This window comes from Stenotrophomonas sp. 80084_Sma (genome assembly GCF_056481995.1).
The window spans coordinates 3,809,344-3,828,840 of record NZ_CM151177.1; the positions used below are offsets into that span (position 1 = coordinate 3,809,344).

The 19,497-nt window shown below is 66.1% G+C and carries 13 protein-coding genes and 2 pseudogenes; 5 read left to right on the top strand and 10 right to left on the bottom strand.

The window, feature by feature from the left end:
- Positions 1 to 12 precede the first annotated feature (12 nt).
- Together ACZK3W_RS17615 and ACZK3W_RS17620 are read right to left on the bottom strand one after the other, a co-directional pair.
- Positions 13 to 444: a DUF2946 domain-containing protein gene (locus tag ACZK3W_RS17615; protein ID WP_180838154.1), complete on the bottom strand. Its 432-nt coding sequence runs from the start codon at positions 442 to 444 to the stop codon at positions 13 to 15.
- 612 nt (positions 445 to 1,056) lie between these two features.
- Positions 1,057 to 2,040, bottom strand: a complete 984-nt coding sequence (locus tag ACZK3W_RS17620; RefSeq protein ID WP_043403003.1) for a LysR family transcriptional regulator — start codon at positions 2,038 to 2,040, stop codon at positions 1,057 to 1,059.
- 209 nt (positions 2,041 to 2,249) lie between these two features.
- Between ACZK3W_RS17620 and cysK the strand changes: the two genes are divergently transcribed.
- Entirely contained in the window at positions 2,250 to 3,209 is a 960-nt protein-coding gene (gene cysK / locus ACZK3W_RS17625) for a cysteine synthase A (RefSeq protein WP_032127874.1), read from the top strand.
- A 275-nt stretch (positions 3,210 to 3,484) separates the two neighbouring features.
- The gene (locus ACZK3W_RS17630; RefSeq protein WP_197617369.1) at positions 3,485 to 4,084 is read left to right on the top strand and encodes an O-acetyl-ADP-ribose deacetylase; all 600 of its coding nucleotides are present in this window, start codon (positions 3,485 to 3,487) and stop codon (positions 4,082 to 4,084) included.
- Positions 4,085 to 4,175: 91 nt separating this feature from the next.
- Here the strand turns inward: ACZK3W_RS17630 and ACZK3W_RS17635 are convergent, their stop codons facing one another.
- The 8 genes and pseudogenes from ACZK3W_RS17635 to gap all read right to left on the bottom strand — a co-directional run bounded on the left by ACZK3W_RS17635 (position 4,176) and on the right by gap (position 15,943).
- Complete coding sequence (locus tag ACZK3W_RS17635) at positions 4,176 to 5,324, bottom strand: ABC transporter substrate-binding protein (protein WP_197617371.1); 1,149 nt, start codon at positions 5,322 to 5,324, stop codon at positions 4,176 to 4,178.
- A gap of 129 nt (positions 5,325 to 5,453) precedes the next feature.
- A complete protein-coding gene (locus ACZK3W_RS17640) occupies positions 5,454 to 6,458 on the bottom strand; it encodes a class I fructose-bisphosphate aldolase (protein WP_197617373.1) in 1,005 nt (334 codons plus the stop codon).
- A 196-nt stretch (positions 6,459 to 6,654) separates the two neighbouring features.
- Positions 6,655 to 8,121: a pyruvate kinase gene (gene pyk / locus ACZK3W_RS17645; protein ID WP_125892698.1), complete on the bottom strand. Its 1,467-nt coding sequence runs from the start codon at positions 8,119 to 8,121 to the stop codon at positions 6,655 to 6,657.
- Between the two features lie 180 nt (positions 8,122 to 8,301).
- Positions 8,302 to 8,955, bottom strand: coding sequence for an HAD hydrolase-like protein (locus ACZK3W_RS17650; RefSeq protein ID WP_197617375.1), 654 nt, complete (start codon positions 8,953 to 8,955; stop codon positions 8,302 to 8,304).
- Positions 8,952 to 10,127, bottom strand: a complete 1,176-nt coding sequence (locus tag ACZK3W_RS17655; protein ID WP_032127869.1) for a phosphoglycerate kinase — start codon at positions 10,125 to 10,127, stop codon at positions 8,952 to 8,954. Before ACZK3W_RS17655 ends, ACZK3W_RS17650 begins: the two co-directional genes overlap by 4 nt.
- Positions 10,128 to 10,765: 638 nt before the next feature.
- Positions 10,766 to 12,142 carry a DUF3999 family protein gene (locus ACZK3W_RS17660; RefSeq protein ID WP_197617426.1) on the bottom strand — a complete coding sequence of 459 codons (1,377 nt, stop codon included), beginning with the start codon at positions 12,140 to 12,142 and terminating at the stop codon, positions 10,766 to 10,768.
- A pseudogene (locus tag ACZK3W_RS17665) lies at positions 12,139 to 14,813 on the bottom strand (DUF2339 domain-containing protein). The gene ACZK3W_RS17660 and the pseudogene ACZK3W_RS17665 overlap by 4 nt, the downstream one beginning before the upstream one ends.
- A gap of 125 nt (positions 14,814 to 14,938) precedes the next feature.
- Positions 14,939 to 15,943: a type I glyceraldehyde-3-phosphate dehydrogenase gene (gene gap, locus ACZK3W_RS17670; protein ID WP_032127866.1), complete on the bottom strand. Its 1,005-nt coding sequence runs from the start codon at positions 15,941 to 15,943 to the stop codon at positions 14,939 to 14,941.
- A 193-nt stretch (positions 15,944 to 16,136) separates the two neighbouring features.
- Here gap and ACZK3W_RS17675 point away from each other — a divergent pair, with 193 nt between their 5' ends.
- From ACZK3W_RS17675 to ACZK3W_RS17685, 3 genes and pseudogenes are all read left to right on the top strand, one after another.
- Positions 16,137 to 16,766: an OmpW/AlkL family protein gene (locus tag ACZK3W_RS17675; RefSeq protein WP_019338734.1), complete on the top strand. Its 630-nt coding sequence runs from the start codon at positions 16,137 to 16,139 to the stop codon at positions 16,764 to 16,766.
- 514 nt (positions 16,767 to 17,280) lie between these two features.
- Positions 17,281 to 18,543: pseudogene (locus ACZK3W_RS17680) on the top strand (IS3 family transposase).
- Between the two features lie 131 nt (positions 18,544 to 18,674).
- Positions 18,675 to 19,493 carry a S1/P1 nuclease gene (locus ACZK3W_RS17685; protein ID WP_197616825.1) on the top strand — a complete coding sequence of 273 codons (819 nt, stop codon included), beginning with the start codon at positions 18,675 to 18,677 and terminating at the stop codon, positions 19,491 to 19,493.
- Positions 19,494 to 19,497: the final 4 nt, after the last annotated feature.

Below are 19,497 nucleotides of genomic sequence, written 5' to 3' on the forward strand. Positions count from 1 at the left end.
TCGATAGGGATATCAGCGGACGAAGGAGAGGCGCGGCGGCCCGCGCGCGGCATGCGCCGGCCAACGCAGCGCCGGCAGCACCTGCTGCGACCACGGGAACACCAGCCGCGGCCGCCACAGCAGCGGCAACAGCAGCACCAGCACCGCCAGCCACGGCAGCAGGCGCATGGCCAGCACACAGTATTCGCAGGCTTCGCCGTGCATGGCGTGGGGGTCGGGCGGGCGGCTGGGCGCGGCCGGCGCGGCGCCGTGCTGATCGTGCCCGGCCATGGCCATGCCGTGCATGTCATGGCCCATGGCGGCGTGGTCCATGCCTGCCATCGCGGCATGCTCCATCGGCTGCGCCTGCAGCGCGCGGCTGACCAGCGGCGCAAGCACCATCAACAGCGTCGCCAGGACGGCGAGCTGGAGCAGGAGGCGCTGCGGGCGGGACAGGCGGGTCACCCCGCTAGTGTAGAGCCGGGTCCAGGGTTGCCCGTGCGACGAACCGTCGCAGGAGGGGTTTTCGGCAGGGCTGCGCCCTGCACCCGCAGAGGCCACGGCAGGTGCCGAAGCAACAGCAGAAGCTGGTTTCCTGAGGGATGGCGGGGTGGGTCCAGTTGCGGGGGACGCCGTAAATCCGTCCATGGAGGCTCGGTCGCGCCATCCATGGCGCTCACGCCCCCGCAACCGGACCCACCCCGCCTTCGACAGATTTCTGCGATCTGCAGTAGATCCACGCCATGCGTGGATGAATCTCCATCGGAATCGAATATTTCGAATTGGAATCGAAATGCATCCACGCATGGCGTGGATCTACCGTGTCGACCAAGGTCGACACCTACCAACAGCCGCCGGAATCTGTCAGAGGTGGGGCGGTGTGGGCAGGCAGGACCGTTGGCGCCATGGATGGCGCCATCGAGCCCCCATGGATGGGTTTACGGCGTGTCCTGCCTGCCCACACCGCCCCGCCATCCCACAGGAAACCCGCATTTGATGTTGATGTTGCTTCTGAGGTTGCCGGCCAGCGGCCGGCACTACCGCGGGTGCAGGGCTGCACGCCCTGCTCGACCCACCTCACACCGTGATGGTCTGGGTCAGTGACTCCCACGTCGGTGGCACCGGCCACGCCGCCGCCTGGTTGCCATCCAGCACCCTGCGCAGATCACGCGGATCGATCTGCGGTGCCAGCACGTGCACCAGCTCCAGCGCGTAATCACGCAGCACGCGATCGCGAGGCAGCACCGCCCAGGCAATGCACTCAGTGATCGGCTCCGGGGCCGGCCACGACCTCAGGTCTTCGTCGTTGGAACTGACCGCCATCTCCGCCAGCAGGCCCACGCCCAGACCGGTACGCACGTAGGTCTTGATCAGGTCGGCATCGAGCGCGGTCAGCGCCAGATCCGGCACCAGGCCGTTCGCAGCGAAGGCGCGCTGCAACGAGGAATTCGGCCGGGTCGAGGATTCGTAGCTGATCAATGGCTGCCGGGCCAGCGCGGCCAGGTCTGGGGCGCGGCCGGCGCGGTCCAGCGGGTGGCCCTTGGGTACCACCACCAGACGTCGCCAGCGGAACAGCGGCACCGCGATGCCATCAGTGGGCTCACCGCCAGCGGTGCTGATGATCGCAATATCGGCATCCCCCTGGTTCAGGCGGTCCAGCGCGTCGGCTTCACCGGCCTGCTGCAGATGCACGCTCACCTGGGGATAGGCCTGCTTGATCGCTGCCACCGCCGGCGGCAGCACGAAGCGCGCCTGGGTGTGGGTGGTGGTCAGGATCAGCTGGCCCTGGCTCTCGCGGCGCTGGTTGGCCGCGTAGGTGCGGATGTTGTTGGCCTCGGCCAGCACCGCACGAGCGCGGGCGATGACCTCGGTGCCGGCCGGGGTGACCGACTCCAGGCTGCGGCCCTTGCGCACGAACAACAGGAAACCCAGCTCGTCCTCCAGCTGCTTGAGCTGCTTGGACAGGCCGGGCTGGGTGGCGTGCACGCGCGAGGCGGCCAGCGTGATGTTCAGCTCGGCGTCGGCGATGGCAACCAGGTAGCGCAGCTGGGTCAGCGTCATGGGAGGCAGGCGGCGTGGGGCGGAGGTCCACTCTAGGGTCAATTGCCGTCACCAGCTTATAACCAAAGGTTGTTTAAGAAAGGTATCTGGTCATTTCCGGGCGTCATATGCCGGCGCTACGGTCAGCCGGCAGCCGCTGGCCTGAACAGCCAGCCCTCCCCTTCGCCCGCCGAAGCCCGGCGCGGCCCCGTTTCTTCCGGAGCGCTTCCATGGCCCTGTACGACTCCATCCTCGATACCGTCGGCAACACCCCCATCGTCAGGCTGCAGCGCCTGGCGCCCGCGCAGGTCAGCGTCTACGCCAAGGTCGAGTCGTTCAACCCGGGCGGTTCAGTGAAGGACCGTCTGGCGCTGGCGATCATCCTCGACGCCGAGGCACGCGGCCTGCTCAAGCCGGGCGACACCATTGTCGAAGCCACTTCAGGCAACACTGGCGTGGCACTGGCGATGGTCGCCGCCGCGCGCGGCTACAAGTTCGTGGCCACCATGGTCGAGACCTTCTCGGTGGAGCGCCGCAAGCTGATGCGCGCTTACGGTGCCAAGGTGATCCTGACCCCGGCCGCCGAGCGCGGCAGCGGCATGGTGCGCAAGGCGGCCGAGCTGGCCGAGCAGCACGGCTGGTTCCTGGCCAGCCAGTTCGCCAACCCGGCCAACCCGGCCTACCACCGCAACACCACCGCCGCCGAGATCCTGCGCGACTTCGCCGGCAAGCGGCTGGACTACTTCGTCAGCGGCTGGGGCACGGGCGGCACGCTTACCGGCGTGGGCGAAGTGCTGAAGGTCGCGCGCCCGCAGACCCGCATCATCGCCACCGAACCGGCCGGTGCCGCGCTGCTGAAGGGCGATGACTGGAAGCCGCACAAGATCCAGGGCTGGACCCCGGACTTCGTGCCGGACGTGCTCAACCGCGATGTGGTGGACGAACTGGTCTCGGTCGAAGATGACCGCGCGATCGCCACCGCGCGTCGCCTGGCTGCGGAGGAAGGCATCTTCGTCGGCATCTCCGCCGGCGCCACCGTGGCCAGCGCGCTGGACGTGGCCGCTCGCGCTGAACCGGGCTCGGTGATCCTGGCAATGCTGCCCGATACCGGCGAGCGCTATTTCTCCACACCGCTGTTCGCCGATGTGAATGAGGGTTCCGACGACGACTGGCTGGCCGGCCTGCCGTGATGCATCGGGTCGGATCCCTTTCCTGCAGGGAAAGGGCTCTGACCCGGTTTGCCAGAACCATGGATCGCAGGGGTCAGAGCCTTTTCCGTGCGGAAAAAAGCTCTGAGCCCTTTCTGCTTCAGCCTGCGTGAAGGCGTCGCCCGCCATCGTGCGTGAAGGCCGTCGGATCGCAGCGCGTGAGACGGTCATGACGCAGTATCGATGCCCTGTCCCCTACCGTGGGAACAGCCGGCGCAGATGCTGCGCGGAACACCTCACAGGCAGGAGACGGACGCATGAAGATCGAAGTTTGGCAGGGCGACATCACGACCCTGGCGGTGGATGCGATCGTCAACGCGGCCAATGAAACACTGCTCGGTGGCGGCGGTGTCGACGGTGCGATCCATCGTGCCGCGGGCCCTGCGCTGCTGGCCGAGTGCGAGCAGTTGCCGGAACTGCGCGCGGGCGTGCGCTGCCCGACCGGCGAAGTGCGCGCCACCGACGCTTATGCATTGCCGGCGCGGCATGTACTGCACACGGTGGGCCCGGTCTGGCATGACGGTCAGCGTGACGAACCGGCGCTGCTGGCCAACTGCTACTGGAAATCGCTGCAACTGGCCGAATCGTTGGGCGTGCAGTCGATCGCATTCCCGGCGATCAGCTGCGGTGTGTATGGCTATCCGCTGTACCAGGCCGCGCAGATCGCGGTGACCGAAACACTGGCGTGGCAGCGCAGCCATGCACAGCCGATGCGCATCGTGCTGGTGGCGTTCAATACTGCCACGGCAAAGGCCTACCAGCAGGCATTGAGCGCCGCGGGACAAAGCACGGACAACGAACCGCGTGGATCGATGCTGCCGCCTCTGGGTGATGCGGGCTTCGCCGCTGCGCACTGAACCCCAGCGCTTCCGGTAAAAGGAAAGGCCGGGCATTGCCCGGCCTTTCCCGTTGCGACCTTGAGGTCATCCACGCTACGTGTGGATCACCTCAACGGCTGGCTGATTCCACCGCAGCAGCGGCGTCATCGGCCACGGCAGCAGCTGCATCCGCAGCGGCGCGTGCGGCCGAGGCGGCAGCACCGTCGGCGCTGGCACCTTCGACCTGCACGCGCACTTCCACCAGGCCCGCACCGTTGTTCAGGCTGGACACGTCGACGGTGTAGTGACCGGCCGGCAGCGTCTCTTCCAGGCGTGCATTGGTGCCATTGCCACCGTCGTCGTCGGTCAGCTCAACGTCGCCGCCGACCACGCGCAGCACGGTATCGACCTGGCTGGAAATCGCGTCCAGGCGCACATCGGCCGGACGATCCAGGGTCAGCAGGAAGCGGCGGCGGCCTTCGTTATCGAGCATGGTGTACGCGCTGCCCGACTTCGGCAGTGCCGTGCCATCGCGATCCACCAGGTTGCCTGGCAGTTCAATGCGGGTGGCCGACAGGGTGAACATGCCATTGACGCCGTCGCCGAGGCCGCGTGCAGTCAGGGTGTACTTGCCCGGCTTCAGCGAGAGGTTCAGGCGCGAGTTGGTGCTGTCGCCGCCGTCATCGTTCTCGGCATCCACGCCCTGGCCGGACAGCTTCAGCACCGGATCGAAGACATCCGAGACCAGGCGGATCTCGTACAGGCCTGCCTTCTCCACCTGCAGGGTGTAGTCCTGCGAGTTGCTGGCCAGCATGTCGACGATCTCACCACTGCCCACCAGCGGCTTGCCGTCGTACGGCTTCAGCTTCTCGGCGCGCAGGCGGTACGGGCCAAAGGCGCTGGGACCGTTGGCGTTGACCGCCACCTGGTAGGTGCCGCCACCGTTGGCACGGAAGGCCAGCGAGACATCGCCTTCGCGTTCGTAACCGGTATTGCTGGTGGACACCAGGCTGCCGTTGTTGAATACGGCAATCGAGCCGGTCAGTGCGCCGGTGAGCTTCAGGCCGACCAGTTCCCTGTCTTCCAGCTTGATCTGGTACAGCTGGTGATGGCTGCCGTCGTTGAAGTTGATGCCGCTGCGCGAGGTGATCTCGCCGGACACCGGCTTGTCGAAATCGAGCGACGCGGCCTTGCCTGCGTCACCACCGCCACCGATGCGGTTGCAACCGCCGGCGATCAGGACCGTGGCGACGGCCAGTGTGATTACTGCCAAACGCATGTTTTTTCTCCTTGGCCTTCCATGTATGTCCCGCACACCGGCCCGGTGCGTGGGGGCGGAAAAGATACCCGCAAAAGCAAACGCCGGCGTGATGCCGGCGTTGCCCTGTTCATCCTGCGATGGGACGGATCAACCGTTCCACTTGCCCAGCGCGGCCAGGCCGTTGTCCTTGGCGCGCTCGTACACGGTCTTCTGGGCGGCAGCGTAGTTGCCCTTCATGTCCTTGGCCCACAGCTTCAGCGCGGCCTGCTGCATGGCGCGGCCGTAGGAGAAGCTCAGCGGCCACGGCAGGTTGCCCAGCTGGTTCATCGCGTTCAGATGCTCGGTGGACTGCTCGTCGCTCTGGCCACCGGACAGGAACACCACGCCCGGCAGGATGGCCGGCACAGTGCTCTTCAGGCACATCACGGTCGACTCGGCCACTTCCTCGACGTCGGCCTGCTCATCGCAGCCCTTGCCGGAGATGACCATCGAGGCCTTCAGGATGGTGCCTTCCAGCAGCACGTTCTGCTGGTACAGGGCATCGAACAGCGAACGCAGGGTGGCTTCGGTGACTTCGTAGCAGGTCTCGATGTCGTGGTCGCCGTCCATGATCACTTCCGGCTCGACCATCGGCACCAGGCCGCATTCCTGGCACAGGGCGGCATAGCGGGCCAGCGCGTGGGCGTTGGACTCGATGCAGGTGCCCGACGGAATGCTCTCGCCGATGTTGATCACCGCGCGCCACTTGGCGAAGCGCGCACCCAGCTTGTAGTACTCCTGCAGGCGCTCGCGCAGGCCGTCCAGGCCTTCGGTCACCAGCTCGCCCGGGCAGCCGGCCAGCGGGTGCGCACCCTTGTCCACCTTGATGCCCGGAATCATGCCGTGGTCGGCCATGTACTTGGCGAACGGCACGCCGTCCCTGGTCGACTGACGGATGGTTTCGTCAAACAGGATGGCGCCGGAAATGTGCTCGTTGAGCTTCGGCGTGGTCAGCAGCAGTTCGCGGTAGGCACGACGGTTCTCCTCGGTGTTCTCGATACCGACGCCTGCGAAACGCTTGGCGATGGTAGCGGTGGATTCGTCGATCGCGATGATGCCCTTGCCCGGGGCAACCATGGCCTGGGCGGTTTCAGCCAGCTGTTCGATGCTCATGTACTTCCTGTGGCGGGTGCGGGAAAAACGTAAGTATAGCCCCGCCGCCCGTTGCACCGACGTGCAGGGCAGTCTGGAAACGATTCCAATGTCCGCACCGGACAGACGATGTCCTGTTGCGCCGGGTCACGACCCCTTCAGGGATCTGACCCCGGGTCGGACCCGCGCAGCGGCTCCGACCCGGGGCCGCCTGGGTTTACAGATCGCCCAGGCCGCTGGCGCGGCCGTCTTCGCCCACTTCCAGCAGGCGCAGGGTGTTGGTCGCGCCCAGGGTTTCCATGTGCTCACCGCTGGTGAACACGACGCGGTCACCGGCCTGCAGCAGTTCGGCTTCCACCAGCAGGCGGATGCTGCCGCGTGCGGCTTCACGCGGGGTCAGGCCACGGCTGTCGAAGTTGATCGGGTAGACATCGCGCATCAGCGCCATCTGGCGGCGCGCACCGTCGTGGCGGGTGACCGCGAACACCGGCGCCTTGGCGCGGAAACGCGACAGGTAGCGGGCGGTGCCACCGGATTCGGTCATCGCCACGATCGCGCGCACGCCCACGTGCTGCGACAGGAACATGGTGGCCATGGCAATGGCCTGGTCGGCACGTTCCAGGTTGCGCGGCGAAGCGTTGAAGTCGGTCTCGGTCTGGAACTGGCGCTCTGCACCCAGGCAGATGCGCGCCATCGCTTCCACGGCCTTGACCGGGTAGGCACCGGCAGCAGTTTCGGCCGACAGCATCACCGCGTCGGTACCGTCGATGACCGAGTTGGCCACGTCCAGCACTTCGGCGCGGGTCGGAATCGGGCTTTCGACCATCGACTGCAGCATCTGCGTAGCGGTGATGACCACCTTGTTCTGCGCCAGCGAGGCCTTGATGATCTTCTTCTGCAGGCCCGGCAGTTCGGCATCGCCGATTTCCACGCCAAGGTCGCCACGGGCCACCATCACCACGTCGCTGGCCTCGACGATCTCTTCCAGGTTCTCGATCGCCTCGGTGCGCTCGATCTTCGACACCAGCGCGGCATCGCAGCCGTGCGAGCGGGCGATCTCACGCGCGTCGTTCATGTCCTGCGCATTGCGGCAGAACGACACGGCAATGAAGTCGACACCGATCTTGGCGACGATGCCGATCAGTTCCTTGTCGCGCTCGGTCAGCGCGCCCAGCGACAAGCCACCGCCCTGCTTGTTCAGGCCCTTGCGGTCGGACAGCACACCGTCGTTCAGTACGGTGTTGATGATGCGTTCGCCCTGCACTTCCACCACCTGCAGCTGCATCAGGCCGTCGTCGAGCAGCAGCACATCGCCCGGACCCACGTCCTGCGGCAGGCCGAGGTAACTCACGCCCACCTGGGTGGCGTCACCCGGGCCGGCGCTGGTGCTGGCGATCAGGTCGAAGCGGTTGCCCGCCTTCAGCTGTACCTTGCCTTCGGCGAAGCGCTCGATACGGATCTTCGGGCCCGGCAGGTCGGCCAGGATGCCGACTTCCACGCCCACGCGGGCCGCGGCAGCGCGCACTTCGGCAGCACGCTTGGCCTGGCCGGAGGGATCGCCATGGCTGAAGTTCAGGCGCACCACGTTGACGCCGGCGCGGAACAGATCCTCCAGCACGCCCGGCGGATCAGTGGCCGGACCGAGGGTGGCAAGGATCTTGGTGCGACGCTGACGCTCGAACATGGTGGATGGGCCTCTCCCGTTAAAGAACGGAAATTAGCACATCCTTCACGCCGCATGTATACGGTTACAGCCTTGTGCTGCCTGACTTCGCGGGTCATCGAACGGACATCGGCCGGACATACGCTGGCGCAGGGTGGTGGTGGCGCCGGGCGTGGCCCGGCGCTACCGATCAACGGCGCATCACGCCAGCAGCGTTTCCAGCTGCGCCGGTTCACGGGCCAGCTGCCCGGCACCGGCTTCGGTGAGTTCGGCCTCATCGCCAAAGCCCCACAACACACCGACGCTGCGCAGGCCATGGTGACGCGCGCCTTCAATGTCCATGCGGCGGTCGCCGATCATCCAGCACTGCGCGGGCTGCACCTGCAGCCGACGCAGCGCCTCACCGACCAGTTCCGGCTTGTGGCTACGCGAGCCATCGAGGGTTGAACCGACGATCTCCTCGAACAGCCCACCGAACGGCAGGTGGGCAAGGATGCGGCGCGCGTGCGGCTCGTTCTTGGCAGTGACCACCGCCAGGCGATGGCCACGACCATGCAGCGTGCGAAGGGTGTCTTCCACCTGCGGGTACACCGTGTGCTCGCGCCAGCCCTCGACGTCGAAGCGCTCACGGTAGTAGCCCACCGCCTGTTCCACCCGCGCCGGTTCACCGAACAGCGGCGCGAAGGTGGTGCGCAGCGACGGACCGATCCAGCCCAGCAGGGTCTCCTGCGGTGGCACCGGATGGTCCATCTTCTGCAGCGCATAGGCGATGCAGGCGGTGATACCCACCTGCGAATCGATCAGCGTACCGTCCAGGTCGAAGAACAGGACATCCTTGCTGCGATCGGCACTCATGCGCCGCGCGCGTCGAGTGCGGCCACCGCCGGCAGGGTCTTGCCTTCCAGGAATTCCAGGAACGCACCGCCACCGGTGGAGATGTAGCTGACCTGCTGGGCGATATCGAACTTGTCGACCGCGGCCAGGGTGTCGCCGCCACCGGCGATGGAGAACGCCGGCGAACTGGCGATGGCACGGGCCAGCGCTTCGGTGCCCTTGCTGAAGGCCTCGAATTCGAACACACCGACCGGACCGTTCCAGACCACGGTACCGGCCTTCCCGATCAGCTGCGCGTACTGCGCCGCGGTCTGCGGGCCGATGTCCAGGATCAGGTCGTCTTCGGCAACGGCGTCGACCGCCTTCACTTCGGCAACCGCGTCCGGCATGAACTGCTTGGCGGTGACCACGTCCACCGGCAGCGGGATATCGGCGCCACGCGCCTTGGCATCGGCCACGATCTTCTTCGCGGTGTCCAGCAGGTCCGGCTCGTACAGCGACTTGCCGACGTTGTAGCCGGCGGCAGCGATGAAGGTGTTGGCGATGCCACCACCGACGATCAGCTGATCGACCTTGCCGACCAGGTTGGCCAGCAGTTCCAGCTTGGTGCTGACCTTGCTGCCGGCGACGATGGCCAGCAGCGGCTTGGCCGGTGCATCCAGCGCCTGCGCCAGCGCGTCCAGTTCGGCCATCAGCAGCGGGCCACCGGCAGCGACCGGGGCGAAGCGGATGACGCCATGGGTCGAGGCCTGCGCACGGTGCGCAGTGCCGAAGGCATCCATCACGAACACATCGCACAGGGCGGCGTACTTCTTCGACAGGGCTTCATCGTCCTTGCCCTCGCCGACGTTCATGCGGCAGTTTTCCAGCAGCACCAGCTGGCCCGGCTGCACGTCGACACCGTCGACCCAGTCGCGCACCAGCGGAACCTCGCGACCGAGCAGCTCGGACAGGCGCTGGGCCACCGGCGCCAGCGAATCGGCTTCGCTCCACACACCTTCCTTCGGGCGCCCCAGGTGTGAGGTGACCATCACCGCCGCGCCCTGCTCCAGCGCGCGCTTGAGCGTCGGCAGCGAAGCGGTGATGCGCTGTTCGGAGGTGATGCGGCCATTCTCGATCGGCACGTTCAGATCCTGGCGGATCAGCACGCGCTTGCCGGAGAGGTCGAGGTCGGTCATGCGGACGATGGACATGGGCAACTCTTTGGCTCAGGGACGGGATGCCGGGCTACGGCAGACGGCCATTGTATCGGGTGCGGGTGGTGGGAGGGCCGATGCCTGCGGCAGGCAGAGGCGCACAGCAACTGCAACAGCTACGGCAACGGCCAAAGCGCTGGCGCTTCGTGATGCTGGGGCTGGGCCGGGGTAGTGTGGGCTGGCAGGGGACGCCGTGAATCCGTCCCTGGAGGCTTAGCCGCGCCATCCATGGCGCGGATACCCCTGCCAGCCCACACTACCCCGGCCTCGAAAGGTTCATGAGGCGGAGCGGATGGCAAAGGCACAAGCAGTGTGTGGTGTCGGATGAAGAACGAAGAGGTCAGATCCGTTTTCCTGCGGAAAACGGATCTGACCCCGATGGCCGTCGAGCGAAGCGACCCGCTTCCGCTCTTGCTCTTCTTCTTTCTCTTCCGTGGGTGGACGCACACGGAAACTGTCAGAGGCCGGGCGGGGTGGGTTCGCGGGGGTGTCAGCCGCATGGATGCGGCTGCCAAGCCTACAAGGACGTACTTGCGGCGTCCCCCGCGAACCCACCCCGCCCGGCCAAGCGCGGCTTTTGCTTTTGCTTTGCACGACAAACCCCACCCACGAGGGGCTGCGCCGTTCGCCGGAACCTACGCCGAAGGCGCCGGCTTCTGCCGAAGCAGGCTGACCGCCAGGCCGCCAACAACCAACACACCCAGCCCCAGCAACGCCCACAGCAGCCACGACTTCCAGTCGTGCTGCGGCTTCAGTGCCGACTCACCGGCCAGCGGCTCCGGGCTGCCCTCCAGGCGCGCCAGCGTCGGCTGCCACGACGGATCATTGCGCTGCCGCAGCTCCTCGATCAGCACACCGATCGGCGCCTCCATCCGGCGCGCAGTCGAGCTGCCCACCGCCAGCGCATACGGCGCCGCGCCCTGGCTCAGGAACACCAGCACTTCCGGCTGATAACCCAGACGCAGGGTTGGAGCCGTTGCCGTTTCAGCCGGATTCGCTACCAGCTTCCAGTAACGATCCCGATGCACGCCGCCCAGCGGCTGCGCGGCCGATTGCTGACGCTGGCCCTGCGCGCCCTGCTGCAGCTGATAGGCAATCCACGGTGCACTACGGCGCTGCCATTCCGCGCTCTCGTCATCGCGGCTGAACAATGTCCACTGCACCAGGCTGTTGTCGGTGCTGGCCACGTCAGCGCGCGCCGCCGGGAAGCGGCCATCCATCTCGAAGGTGTATTCGCCCTTGCGCTTCGAGGTCGGTTCCAGCGACAACCACTCCCACGGCAGTGTGGCCGGTGCCGGTGGCAGCTCGGCCAGTACGCTGCGCAACGTTGGCAGACGGGCATCGCCCTGCGCCAGCACACGCAGATAGCGCGCTTCACCATCCACCTGCAGACGGCGCTGCAGCAGGCGCTTGCCGGCGCGCTGCAGATCCACCAGCGGAATGTCGCGGCCAATCGCACGCCAGTGCTGCAGGTCGTCGCTGACGTCCAGCTGCACCTGTGCCTGCAACGGCTGGCCACTGTCCGCCCAATCCAGCACCAGTGCCGCCAATGGTTGCTGGCCGAGCACGCTGGCATCGATCAGCCAACCGCCCTGCCCGTTCGCTACCGCACCACCACCCACACGCGCCTCGACCCGGCGTACGCGGCCATCGGTATCGCGCTCGGTCAGCAACTGCAGGTCGTTGCGCTGCGCTTCGGCCAGCGGCGGCAACGCGAACCACGGCAGCTCACGCTGCACCGGCGGCTTTGCCAGCGGCTGGTCCGGCGCCAGCAATGCCGACGGCAACGATTGGCCGGCGGCATTGAACACCTGCACATCGCCCAGGTCCGCACTACCGGCGCGACGGTAGATCGCCGGTTCCAGCACGACACGGTAGGCACCCGATTGTGCGCTGGACAACGTCAGCGGCCACTGCTCGGCGTACTGGGTACGGTAATCGGCGGCCTGTGCGGTGACGGCGGCCAGCATGCCGAACATCGCCGGCAGCAGCGCCCTGCTCCACGTCTTCATTGTTTTTCCTCCACGGTCGGCGCCGCGCTCGGCGGTGCCGGTGCCAGATAACCCACGACCGTGCACAGCAGGCCGTAGGCGATGAACGATGCGATGCCCAGCAGGTTGCCCAGGTGCTGGCGATCGACGATGACCAGCTTGGCCAGCACCACGCCCATCAGCACCGCACCGACCATCCACAACACGCGCTGGCCGCGGCGCGAGCCCCACACCCAGGCAATCACGCCGAGCACGCTCCACAGCACGGTCAGGCTGGTCTGCGCCAGGCTGAAGCGCATCATCGACGCGTTCCACGACAGGCCGCCCCACTGATGCACGCCATGCAGCACAACGCTGGTCAACGCGACGAAGGTTGCCAATGACAGCAGCGGCATGCGGATACCCAACAGCGCCTGCGGCGCCTGATCGCTGTACAGCCAACGCGCCAGCAGCAGCAGGCTCAGCCACTGCCCGATCTCCGCCGGATTCAACACCGGCAGCCACAGCAGCGGCGCGGCATCGCCCGGCAGCAGCTGGCCGGACAGCCAGCCGATCGACAACAGGCCGAACAGCACGCACTGCAGCGGCTGGCGCACGCGATCGAACGCTTCACCCAGCGGCCAGCGCAGCGCATTCCAGCGCCACAGCGACAGCGCCGCCATCAGCAGCCACGGCAGGGTCACCAGCAGCGTCGTCCAGCCCTGTGCCAGATCGGCCTCGCCACCGCCCCACAGAGCCAGCAGCGAAAGCAGCGACGGCCACAGCAGCCACCACAGGAACTGCGCGATGCGTGCCACGGTATTGCCGCCTTGGCGCAGGCACAGCAGCGTGCGCACGCCCAGCACCGCGAACACTGCCCAGGCCAGCGCGCCGTAGCCGGCGAACGGCTGATGGTGCGCGTCGCTCTGTATCAGCGCCAGTGGGAAGCCCAGCGCCAGCATCGCGAGTGCGGTCACCCCCAGCGCACGCGCCGGCTGGCGCCGCTGTACTTCGGCGGCCAGCCATGCGGTAACGGCAGCCAGCACCAGCAGTGCATCCACTTCGGTGCGGTACGGGAAGAACCGGGTGATCTCGTGCACCAGGCCACCCAGCCACCACAGCAGGCCCCACAGGTAGTAGACCAGGGCAATCTCGTGGCGCTGCCAGCGCTGGTAGCTCCAGGCCGACGCGAAGCCGGCAACGGCCAGCAGCAGTGCACCGATCGCGGTCGGGTTGAGCAGGAAGCGCAGGTCCTCATGCCAGTGATCGCCACCGGCCACGAAAGCGAACGCTGCGCCCATCTGCAACAACGCACCGGACACCTGCGGCAGCCAACGTTTCTGGCGCAGGCCCAGCCAGGCCAGGCCTGCACCTTCCAGCGCGAACACCGCGCCGGTGGCACGCGCCGACAAGGCCAGCGGCACCGCCAGCGTGGCGAAGCCCACCGCCAGCACCGCATGCGACTGCGCCAGCACGGTGTACGACGCGCGCGCAATCAGTGCCCGCGCCAGTACGGCGTAGATCGCCGCCAGACCCAGTGCGCACAGCGCCAGCGTCATCGGCTGCTCGTGCAGCATGCCGGCCTGCAGCGAGAAGGCGACCAAGGGAGTACCGAACACCAGGCTGCCGTCGACCAGGTCACGCCGCCCGGCGGGCTGCCGGCGTGCGTACAGCAGCGGGATCAGCAGGTAGAAGGCGAAGAACAGCAGCAGGAACGGCTCGGTGCTGCTGAACTTGTCCGGCGCGTACTGCAGCACGCCCCAGAACGTACCGATACCGAAGGTGAAGGCGAAGCCCAGCAGGTTCAGCGCGCGCCACGGCCGGAACCAGGCAATGGCGAAGATGCCGGCGTTGAGCAGCGCGTAGTAGCTGAACAACCCCACGTGGTTGCCGCTGCCGGTGGACAGCCACAGCGGTGCCATGAAGCCTGCGAGGATGCCCAGCACCGCCAGCGTGCGCGAGTTCTGCACCACCGCCAGCACGCACAGCCCGGCCACCAGCGCGATCGAACTGGCGAAGGCAAACCCGGGGTTGAGCAGCTCGAACCGCTTGAACGCGGCGAAGATGGTCAGCAGCAGCACGCCGATGGCACCGCCCTGCAGCGCCAGTGCGAACAAGCGCCGGCGCTCGCGCTGATGCCAACCGAACGCCAGCAGGCCCAGCGCACCCACGGTGACACCGGCCAGGCGCAGCTCGATCGGCAGCACCAGCCAGCCCTGGTCACTGACGTACTTCAACAGCGCGGCAACACCGGCCAGCAGCACCAGCATGCCGATCTTGACCGGCACGTTGCCCTCGGTGAACCAGCGCTTGACCGCTCCGATGCCGCGCTCGATGAAGTTCGGCAGCGTCGGTTCGGAAGGCAACGGCGGCTGCACTGGCACGGGTGGCACCGGCGGTGGCGTGACCGGGCGCGGCGCCTCCACTGCCGCAGGCACCGGTTCGTGCACCGGCGGCGGCATTGGCTGGGGGGAGGCGGCGCGGCAGCCGCCACCGGCCGCAGGAACGGCGGATCGGCGCCAGCCGCAGGCATGGGCGCAGCCCGTTCCGGCGCAGGCTCGGCTGCAGCCGGGCGGGCGGCCGGCGCGGCGGCCAAGGCACCTTCCAGCGCGGCCACTCGGCGGCGCAGGCCGGCAATCATCACCAGCGCCACCACCAGCAGCAGCGGGATGGCCAGCAGAACCAGTACCACCAGGGCTATCAATGCTTCCATTGCATGCTTCCATTGCAATCCCGCGCCCCAGCGGCAGCGGTCGACCGCCCCATGCTACGACAGGGCTGGCCCCATAAACGACGAACCCCGGCCAGGCCGGGGTCCGTGCGCGATCTTGGCCGGCCTTACTTGGCGGCGACGACCTTGGCCATTTCCAGGCACTTGTTCGAGTAGCCCCACTCGTTGTCGTACCAGGTGACCAGCTTGACGAAGGTGCCGTCCAGGGCGATGCCGGCTTCGGCGTCGAACACCGAGGTGCAGGTCTCGCCGCGGAAATCGGTGGCCACGACCTTGTCTTCGGTGTAGCCCAGGATGCCCTTCAGCGGGCCTTCGCTCTGTGCCTTCACTTCCGCGCAGATCTCGGCGTAGGTGGCTTCCTTTTCCAGCTCGACGGTCAGGTCGACCACCGACACGTCCGAGGTCGGGACACGGAAGCTCATGCCGGTCAGCTTCTTGTTCAGTTCCGGGATGACCACGCCGACGGCCTTGGCCGCACCGGTGGACGACGGAATGATGTTCTCCAGGATGCCGCGGCCACCACGCCAATCCTTGTTGGACGGGCCATCGACGGTCTTCTGGGTAGCGGTAGCCGCATGCACGGTGGTCATCAGGCCACGCTTGATGCCCCACTTGTCGTTGATGACCTTGGCCAGCGGGGCCAGGCAGTTGGTGGTGCACGACGCGTTGGAGACGATTGCCTGGCCGGCGTAGGTCTTGTCGTTCACGCCGTAGACGAACATCGGCGTGTCGTCCTTCGACGGGGCCGACATGATGACCTTCTTGGCGCCGGCATCGATGTGCTTCTGCGCGGTTTCCTTGGTCAGGAACAGGCCGGTGGATTCGATCACCACGTCCACGTCCACTTCGTTCCACTTCAGGTTGGCCGGGTCGCGTTCCTGGGTCAGGCGGATCTTCTTGCCGTTGACCAGCAGGTCGTTGCCCTGCACCGCCACGTCAGCCTTGAAACGGCCGTGCACGGAGTCGTACTTGAGCATGTACGCCAGATAGTCCGGCTCCAGCAGATCGTTGATGGCCACGATTTCGATGTCGTCGCCGAAGTTCAGCACCGCCGAGCGCAGGACGTTACGCCCGATGCGACCGAAACCGTTGATACCAACCTTGATTGCCATGTTCTCAAGCTCCTGCGGCCGCGACGGGTGCGGCGGGATGGATAGGGCCCACAAGTCTAGCAAACCGGGGCTGGCCACCGCCGGCCAGCCCCGGCAGGCAGCAGGCCGGCGGACAGGATTTGATCCGGATCAAAGCGTTAGCGCGATGTGAGGCCGAGACTGGCTGCATCCACCCAGCAATGAGATCACCCCCATGCGCAAGACCTCCCCCCTGATCGTGGCCAGCCTGGCCGCCGCCCTGTCCCTCGCCGCCGCCCCGGCCATGGCCCAGTCCAAGGGCGACTGGACCCTCTCCGCCGGCGTGCACCAGGTGGCCCCGAAGTCGAACAACGGCTGGCTGGCCAACCACACCCTGAAGGTCGACGTCGACAACGACGTCAAGCCGACCATCACCGGTGAGTACTTCATCGCTGACAACCTGGGCATCGAAGTGCTGGCCGCGCTGCCGTTCAAGCACGACATCAACATCAACGGCCTGGGCCGCGTGGGCAGCACCAAGCAGCTGCCGCCGGTGGTGACCGTGCAGTACCACTTCAACAGCAAGGGCAAGGTGTCGCCGTTCATCGGTGCGGGCGTGAACTACACGACCTTCTTCAGCGAAGACACCACCGGTGCGCTGAAGGACAGCCGCCTGAAGCTGCAGGATTCGTGGGGCCTGGCCGCGCATGCGGGCGTGGACTTCGCGATCGGCGAGAAGGGCGCACTGCGCGTGGACATGCGCTGGATCGACATCGACAGCAAGGTGAAGTTGAATGGCGAGAAGATCGGCACGGTCAACATCGATCCGCTGGTCTACGGCGCTTCGTACGTCTTCAAGTTCTAAAGCGGTGTGTTGAGCGCGGGGGCTTCGCCCCCGCTCCCCCGCTACACGCAAAACCCTCGCAGCATGTTGCCCCGGTGATTGCCGGGGCTTTTTTTGTTTGCGCGAAAAGCACCGGCATCTGGAATTGGGCGGAGAGGGTGGGGTGATCGGGACACGCCGTAAATACGTCCCTGTAGGCTCGATCGCCGCATCCATGCGGCGAACGGTCCCGATCACCCCACCCTCTCCACCCTTCCCATCTGCGCGCGCGTGCCAGCTCAAGCAAAGGCAAGAGCAGAAGCAGAACCTGAACATCCGAGGCGTAGTGGTTGCCTGTAATTGCAGGAGGCCGATTTTGATCCTGCATTTGTTTTTGATGTTGCCTTTGACGTTTGCATCCGCCTCCGCGGCCATGTTTGGAGGGGAGCGCAGCGGGAGGGGCGGCGGGACCGTTGGTGCCATGGATGGCGCCATCGAGCCCCCATGGTGAAGTGACCCCCGGGAGTTGGACACCAGATCCAACCCCGAGGGATACATGAACAAATACGACGCGCGTTTCAAACTGCAGGTCGCCAAAGAGGCCTGCAAGACCTCCACATCGGTCAAAGCCATTGCCCGTCGCCACGGCCTGGAGTTCTCCACGGTCAGGCGCTGGGTGGCGACCTATCGGCTGCATGGTAGGCGGGGATTTCATCGCCAGGCCCGGTCCTATGACCTCCCGTTCAAACTGGCTGTCCTGGAGAAGATGAGCCAGGACGGCTTGTCCGGGCGGGAGGCCACCACCTACTTTCAAATTGGCGATGAAAAAGACCCGTTCGTCCAAGCCACCTGAGGATATGAGCCGCGATGAGCTGCTCAAGGAAGTCGCCTATCTGCGTGCGGAGACCGACTACCTAAAAAAACTCGATGCCTTGATCCGGGAAGAGCAGGCGGCGCAGGACGCAAAGCGCAAGCCGTCCAAGGATTGAGGCAGGTTCATACGCTGTCGCTTCTGCTCGAAGCAGCTGAGCTGTCACGCAGTACGTTCTATTACCAGAACCATGTCCTGGCCCATCCGGATCAGGATGAGGCAGCCCTGTGCGAGCGCATCCGTGCAATCTACGATCAAAGCCAAGGGCGCTATGGCTATCGCACGGTGACGCTGGAATTAGCCAATCAGGGTCATCGGACCAATCACAAGCGGGTTCAGCGCCTGATGGGGGAGATGGGACTGAAATCGCGGGTGCGTGTGAAGCGCTACCAGGCCTTCAAGGGGGCGGCCAATGTTGTGGTTGGCAATGACCTCAATCGCCAGTTCCATGCCGAGCGGCCCAACCAGAAGTGGGTGACTGACGTGACCGAGTTCAAGGTGCAGGGCATGAAGCTGTACCTGTCGCCGATCATGGACCTCTACAACGGCGAAATCGTGGCTTATCAGATCAAGCGTCGGCCCGTATTTGATCTGGTGGGTCAAATGCTGGAGGAGGCCATCAAGAAGCTTTCCCCGGATGAGCGCCCGATGATCCACTCCGACCAGGGCTGGCAGTACCAGCATGAAAACTACCGGCATATGCTGGAAAAGCACTCGTTGAAGCAAAGCATGTCCCGGCGCGGCAACTGCCTGGACAATGCGGCGATGGAGAGCTTCTTTGGAACGCTGAAGTCGGAGTTCTTCTACCTGAACAGCTTTGACAGCCTCGAGAGTCTGGAGGCTGGGCTGGTGGAATACATCCAGTACTACAACGAAGAGCGCATCAAACTGAAACTGAAAGGTCTGAGCCCGATAAAGTACCGGGAGCAGGCCCAATCGGCCGCCTGACCCTGTCCAAGTCTCGGGGGTCACTTCATGGATGGGTTTACGGCGTGTCCCGCCGCCCCTCCCGCTGCGCTCCCACTTCGGAACAGGAACGCGCCGCTCTTCAATCCACCTGCCCCCGCTAGAATGTGCGCATGAAAGCCCTGCACTCCTTCTTCCTCGCCGCCGCCCTGGCGCCGGCCCTGCTGTCCGTCTCCGCCCCCGCCCATGCCTGGGGCGCGCAAGGCCACCGTCTGGTCGCCGAAGTCGCCGACGCCCGCCTCAACCCCACCGCCCGCGCCGAAGTGGACCGCCTGCTGGCCACCGAACCGGATGCCACGCTGGCCAGCATCGCGCCGTGGGCCGACCAGCTGCGCGCCAAAGACCCGGGCCTGGGCCGTCGCTCGGCCGGCTGGCACTACGTCAACATCGCCGAAGACAACTGCCACTACGAAGCACCGAAGCACTGCAAGAACGGCAACTGCATCGTCGAGGCCCTGAAGGCACAGAGCGCCATCCTCGGCGACCGAAGCCTGACCGACGGCGAGCGCCTGCAGGCGCTGAAGTTCGTCGTGCACCTGGTCGGCGACATCCATCAGCCGATGCATGCCGGTTACGCCCACGACAAGGGCGGCAACGACTTCCAGCTGCAGTTCGGCAACCGCGGTACCAACCTGCACTCGCTGTGGGACAGCGGCATGCTCAACACCCGCAAGCTGGACGACGCCGGCTATCTCCCGCTGCTGCAGAGCCAGCGCGCGCCGAAGCTGGCGCGCCAGTCCAACCCGCAGCGCGACCCGCAGACGTGGGCCGAAGCCAGCTGCCGCATCTCCATGCAAGCTGGCGTTTATCCGGCCTCGCGTAAAATCGGTGACGAATACACCGAGCGCTACCGGCCGCTGGCCGAAGCGCAGCTGCGACTGGCCGGTGAGAACCTGGCGCAGTTGCTGAACCGCGTGCTCGGCACGCGCTGAGGAG

Excerpts from the sequence above, each read along its gene's own strand:
- ACZK3W_RS17660 (WP_197617426.1), bottom strand. The coding sequence starts at position 12,142 with ATGAAGACGTGGAGCAGGGCGCTGCTGCCGGCGATGTTCGGCATGCTG.
- ACZK3W_RS17630 (WP_197617369.1), top strand. The coding sequence starts at position 3,485 with ATGAAGATCGAAGTTTGGCAGGGCGACATCACGACCCTGGCGGTGGAT.
- ACZK3W_RS17620 (WP_043403003.1), bottom strand. The coding sequence starts at position 2,040 with ATGACGCTGACCCAGCTGCGCTACCTGGTTGCCATCGCCGACGCCGAG.
- pyk (WP_125892698.1), bottom strand. The coding sequence starts at position 8,121 with ATGTTCGAGCGTCAGCGTCGCACCAAGATCCTTGCCACCCTCGGTCCG.
- cysK (WP_032127874.1), top strand. The coding sequence starts at position 2,250 with ATGGCCCTGTACGACTCCATCCTCGATACCGTCGGCAACACCCCCATC.
- ACZK3W_RS17635 (WP_197617371.1), bottom strand. The coding sequence starts at position 5,324 with ATGCGTTTGGCAGTAATCACACTGGCCGTCGCCACGGTCCTGATCGCC.
- ACZK3W_RS17655 (WP_032127869.1), bottom strand. The coding sequence starts at position 10,127 with ATGTCCATCGTCCGCATGACCGACCTCGACCTCTCCGGCAAGCGCGTG.
- ACZK3W_RS17640 (WP_197617373.1), bottom strand. The coding sequence starts at position 6,458 with ATGAGCATCGAACAGCTGGCTGAAACCGCCCAGGCCATGGTTGCCCCG.
- ACZK3W_RS17675 (WP_019338734.1), top strand. The coding sequence starts at position 16,137 with ATGCGCAAGACCTCCCCCCTGATCGTGGCCAGCCTGGCCGCCGCCCTG.
- gap (WP_032127866.1), bottom strand. The coding sequence starts at position 15,943 with ATGGCAATCAAGGTTGGTATCAACGGTTTCGGTCGCATCGGGCGTAAC.
- ACZK3W_RS17650 (WP_197617375.1), bottom strand. The coding sequence starts at position 8,955 with ATGAGTGCCGATCGCAGCAAGGATGTCCTGTTCTTCGACCTGGACGGT.
- ACZK3W_RS17685 (WP_197616825.1), top strand. The coding sequence starts at position 18,675 with ATGAAAGCCCTGCACTCCTTCTTCCTCGCCGCCGCCCTGGCGCCGGCC.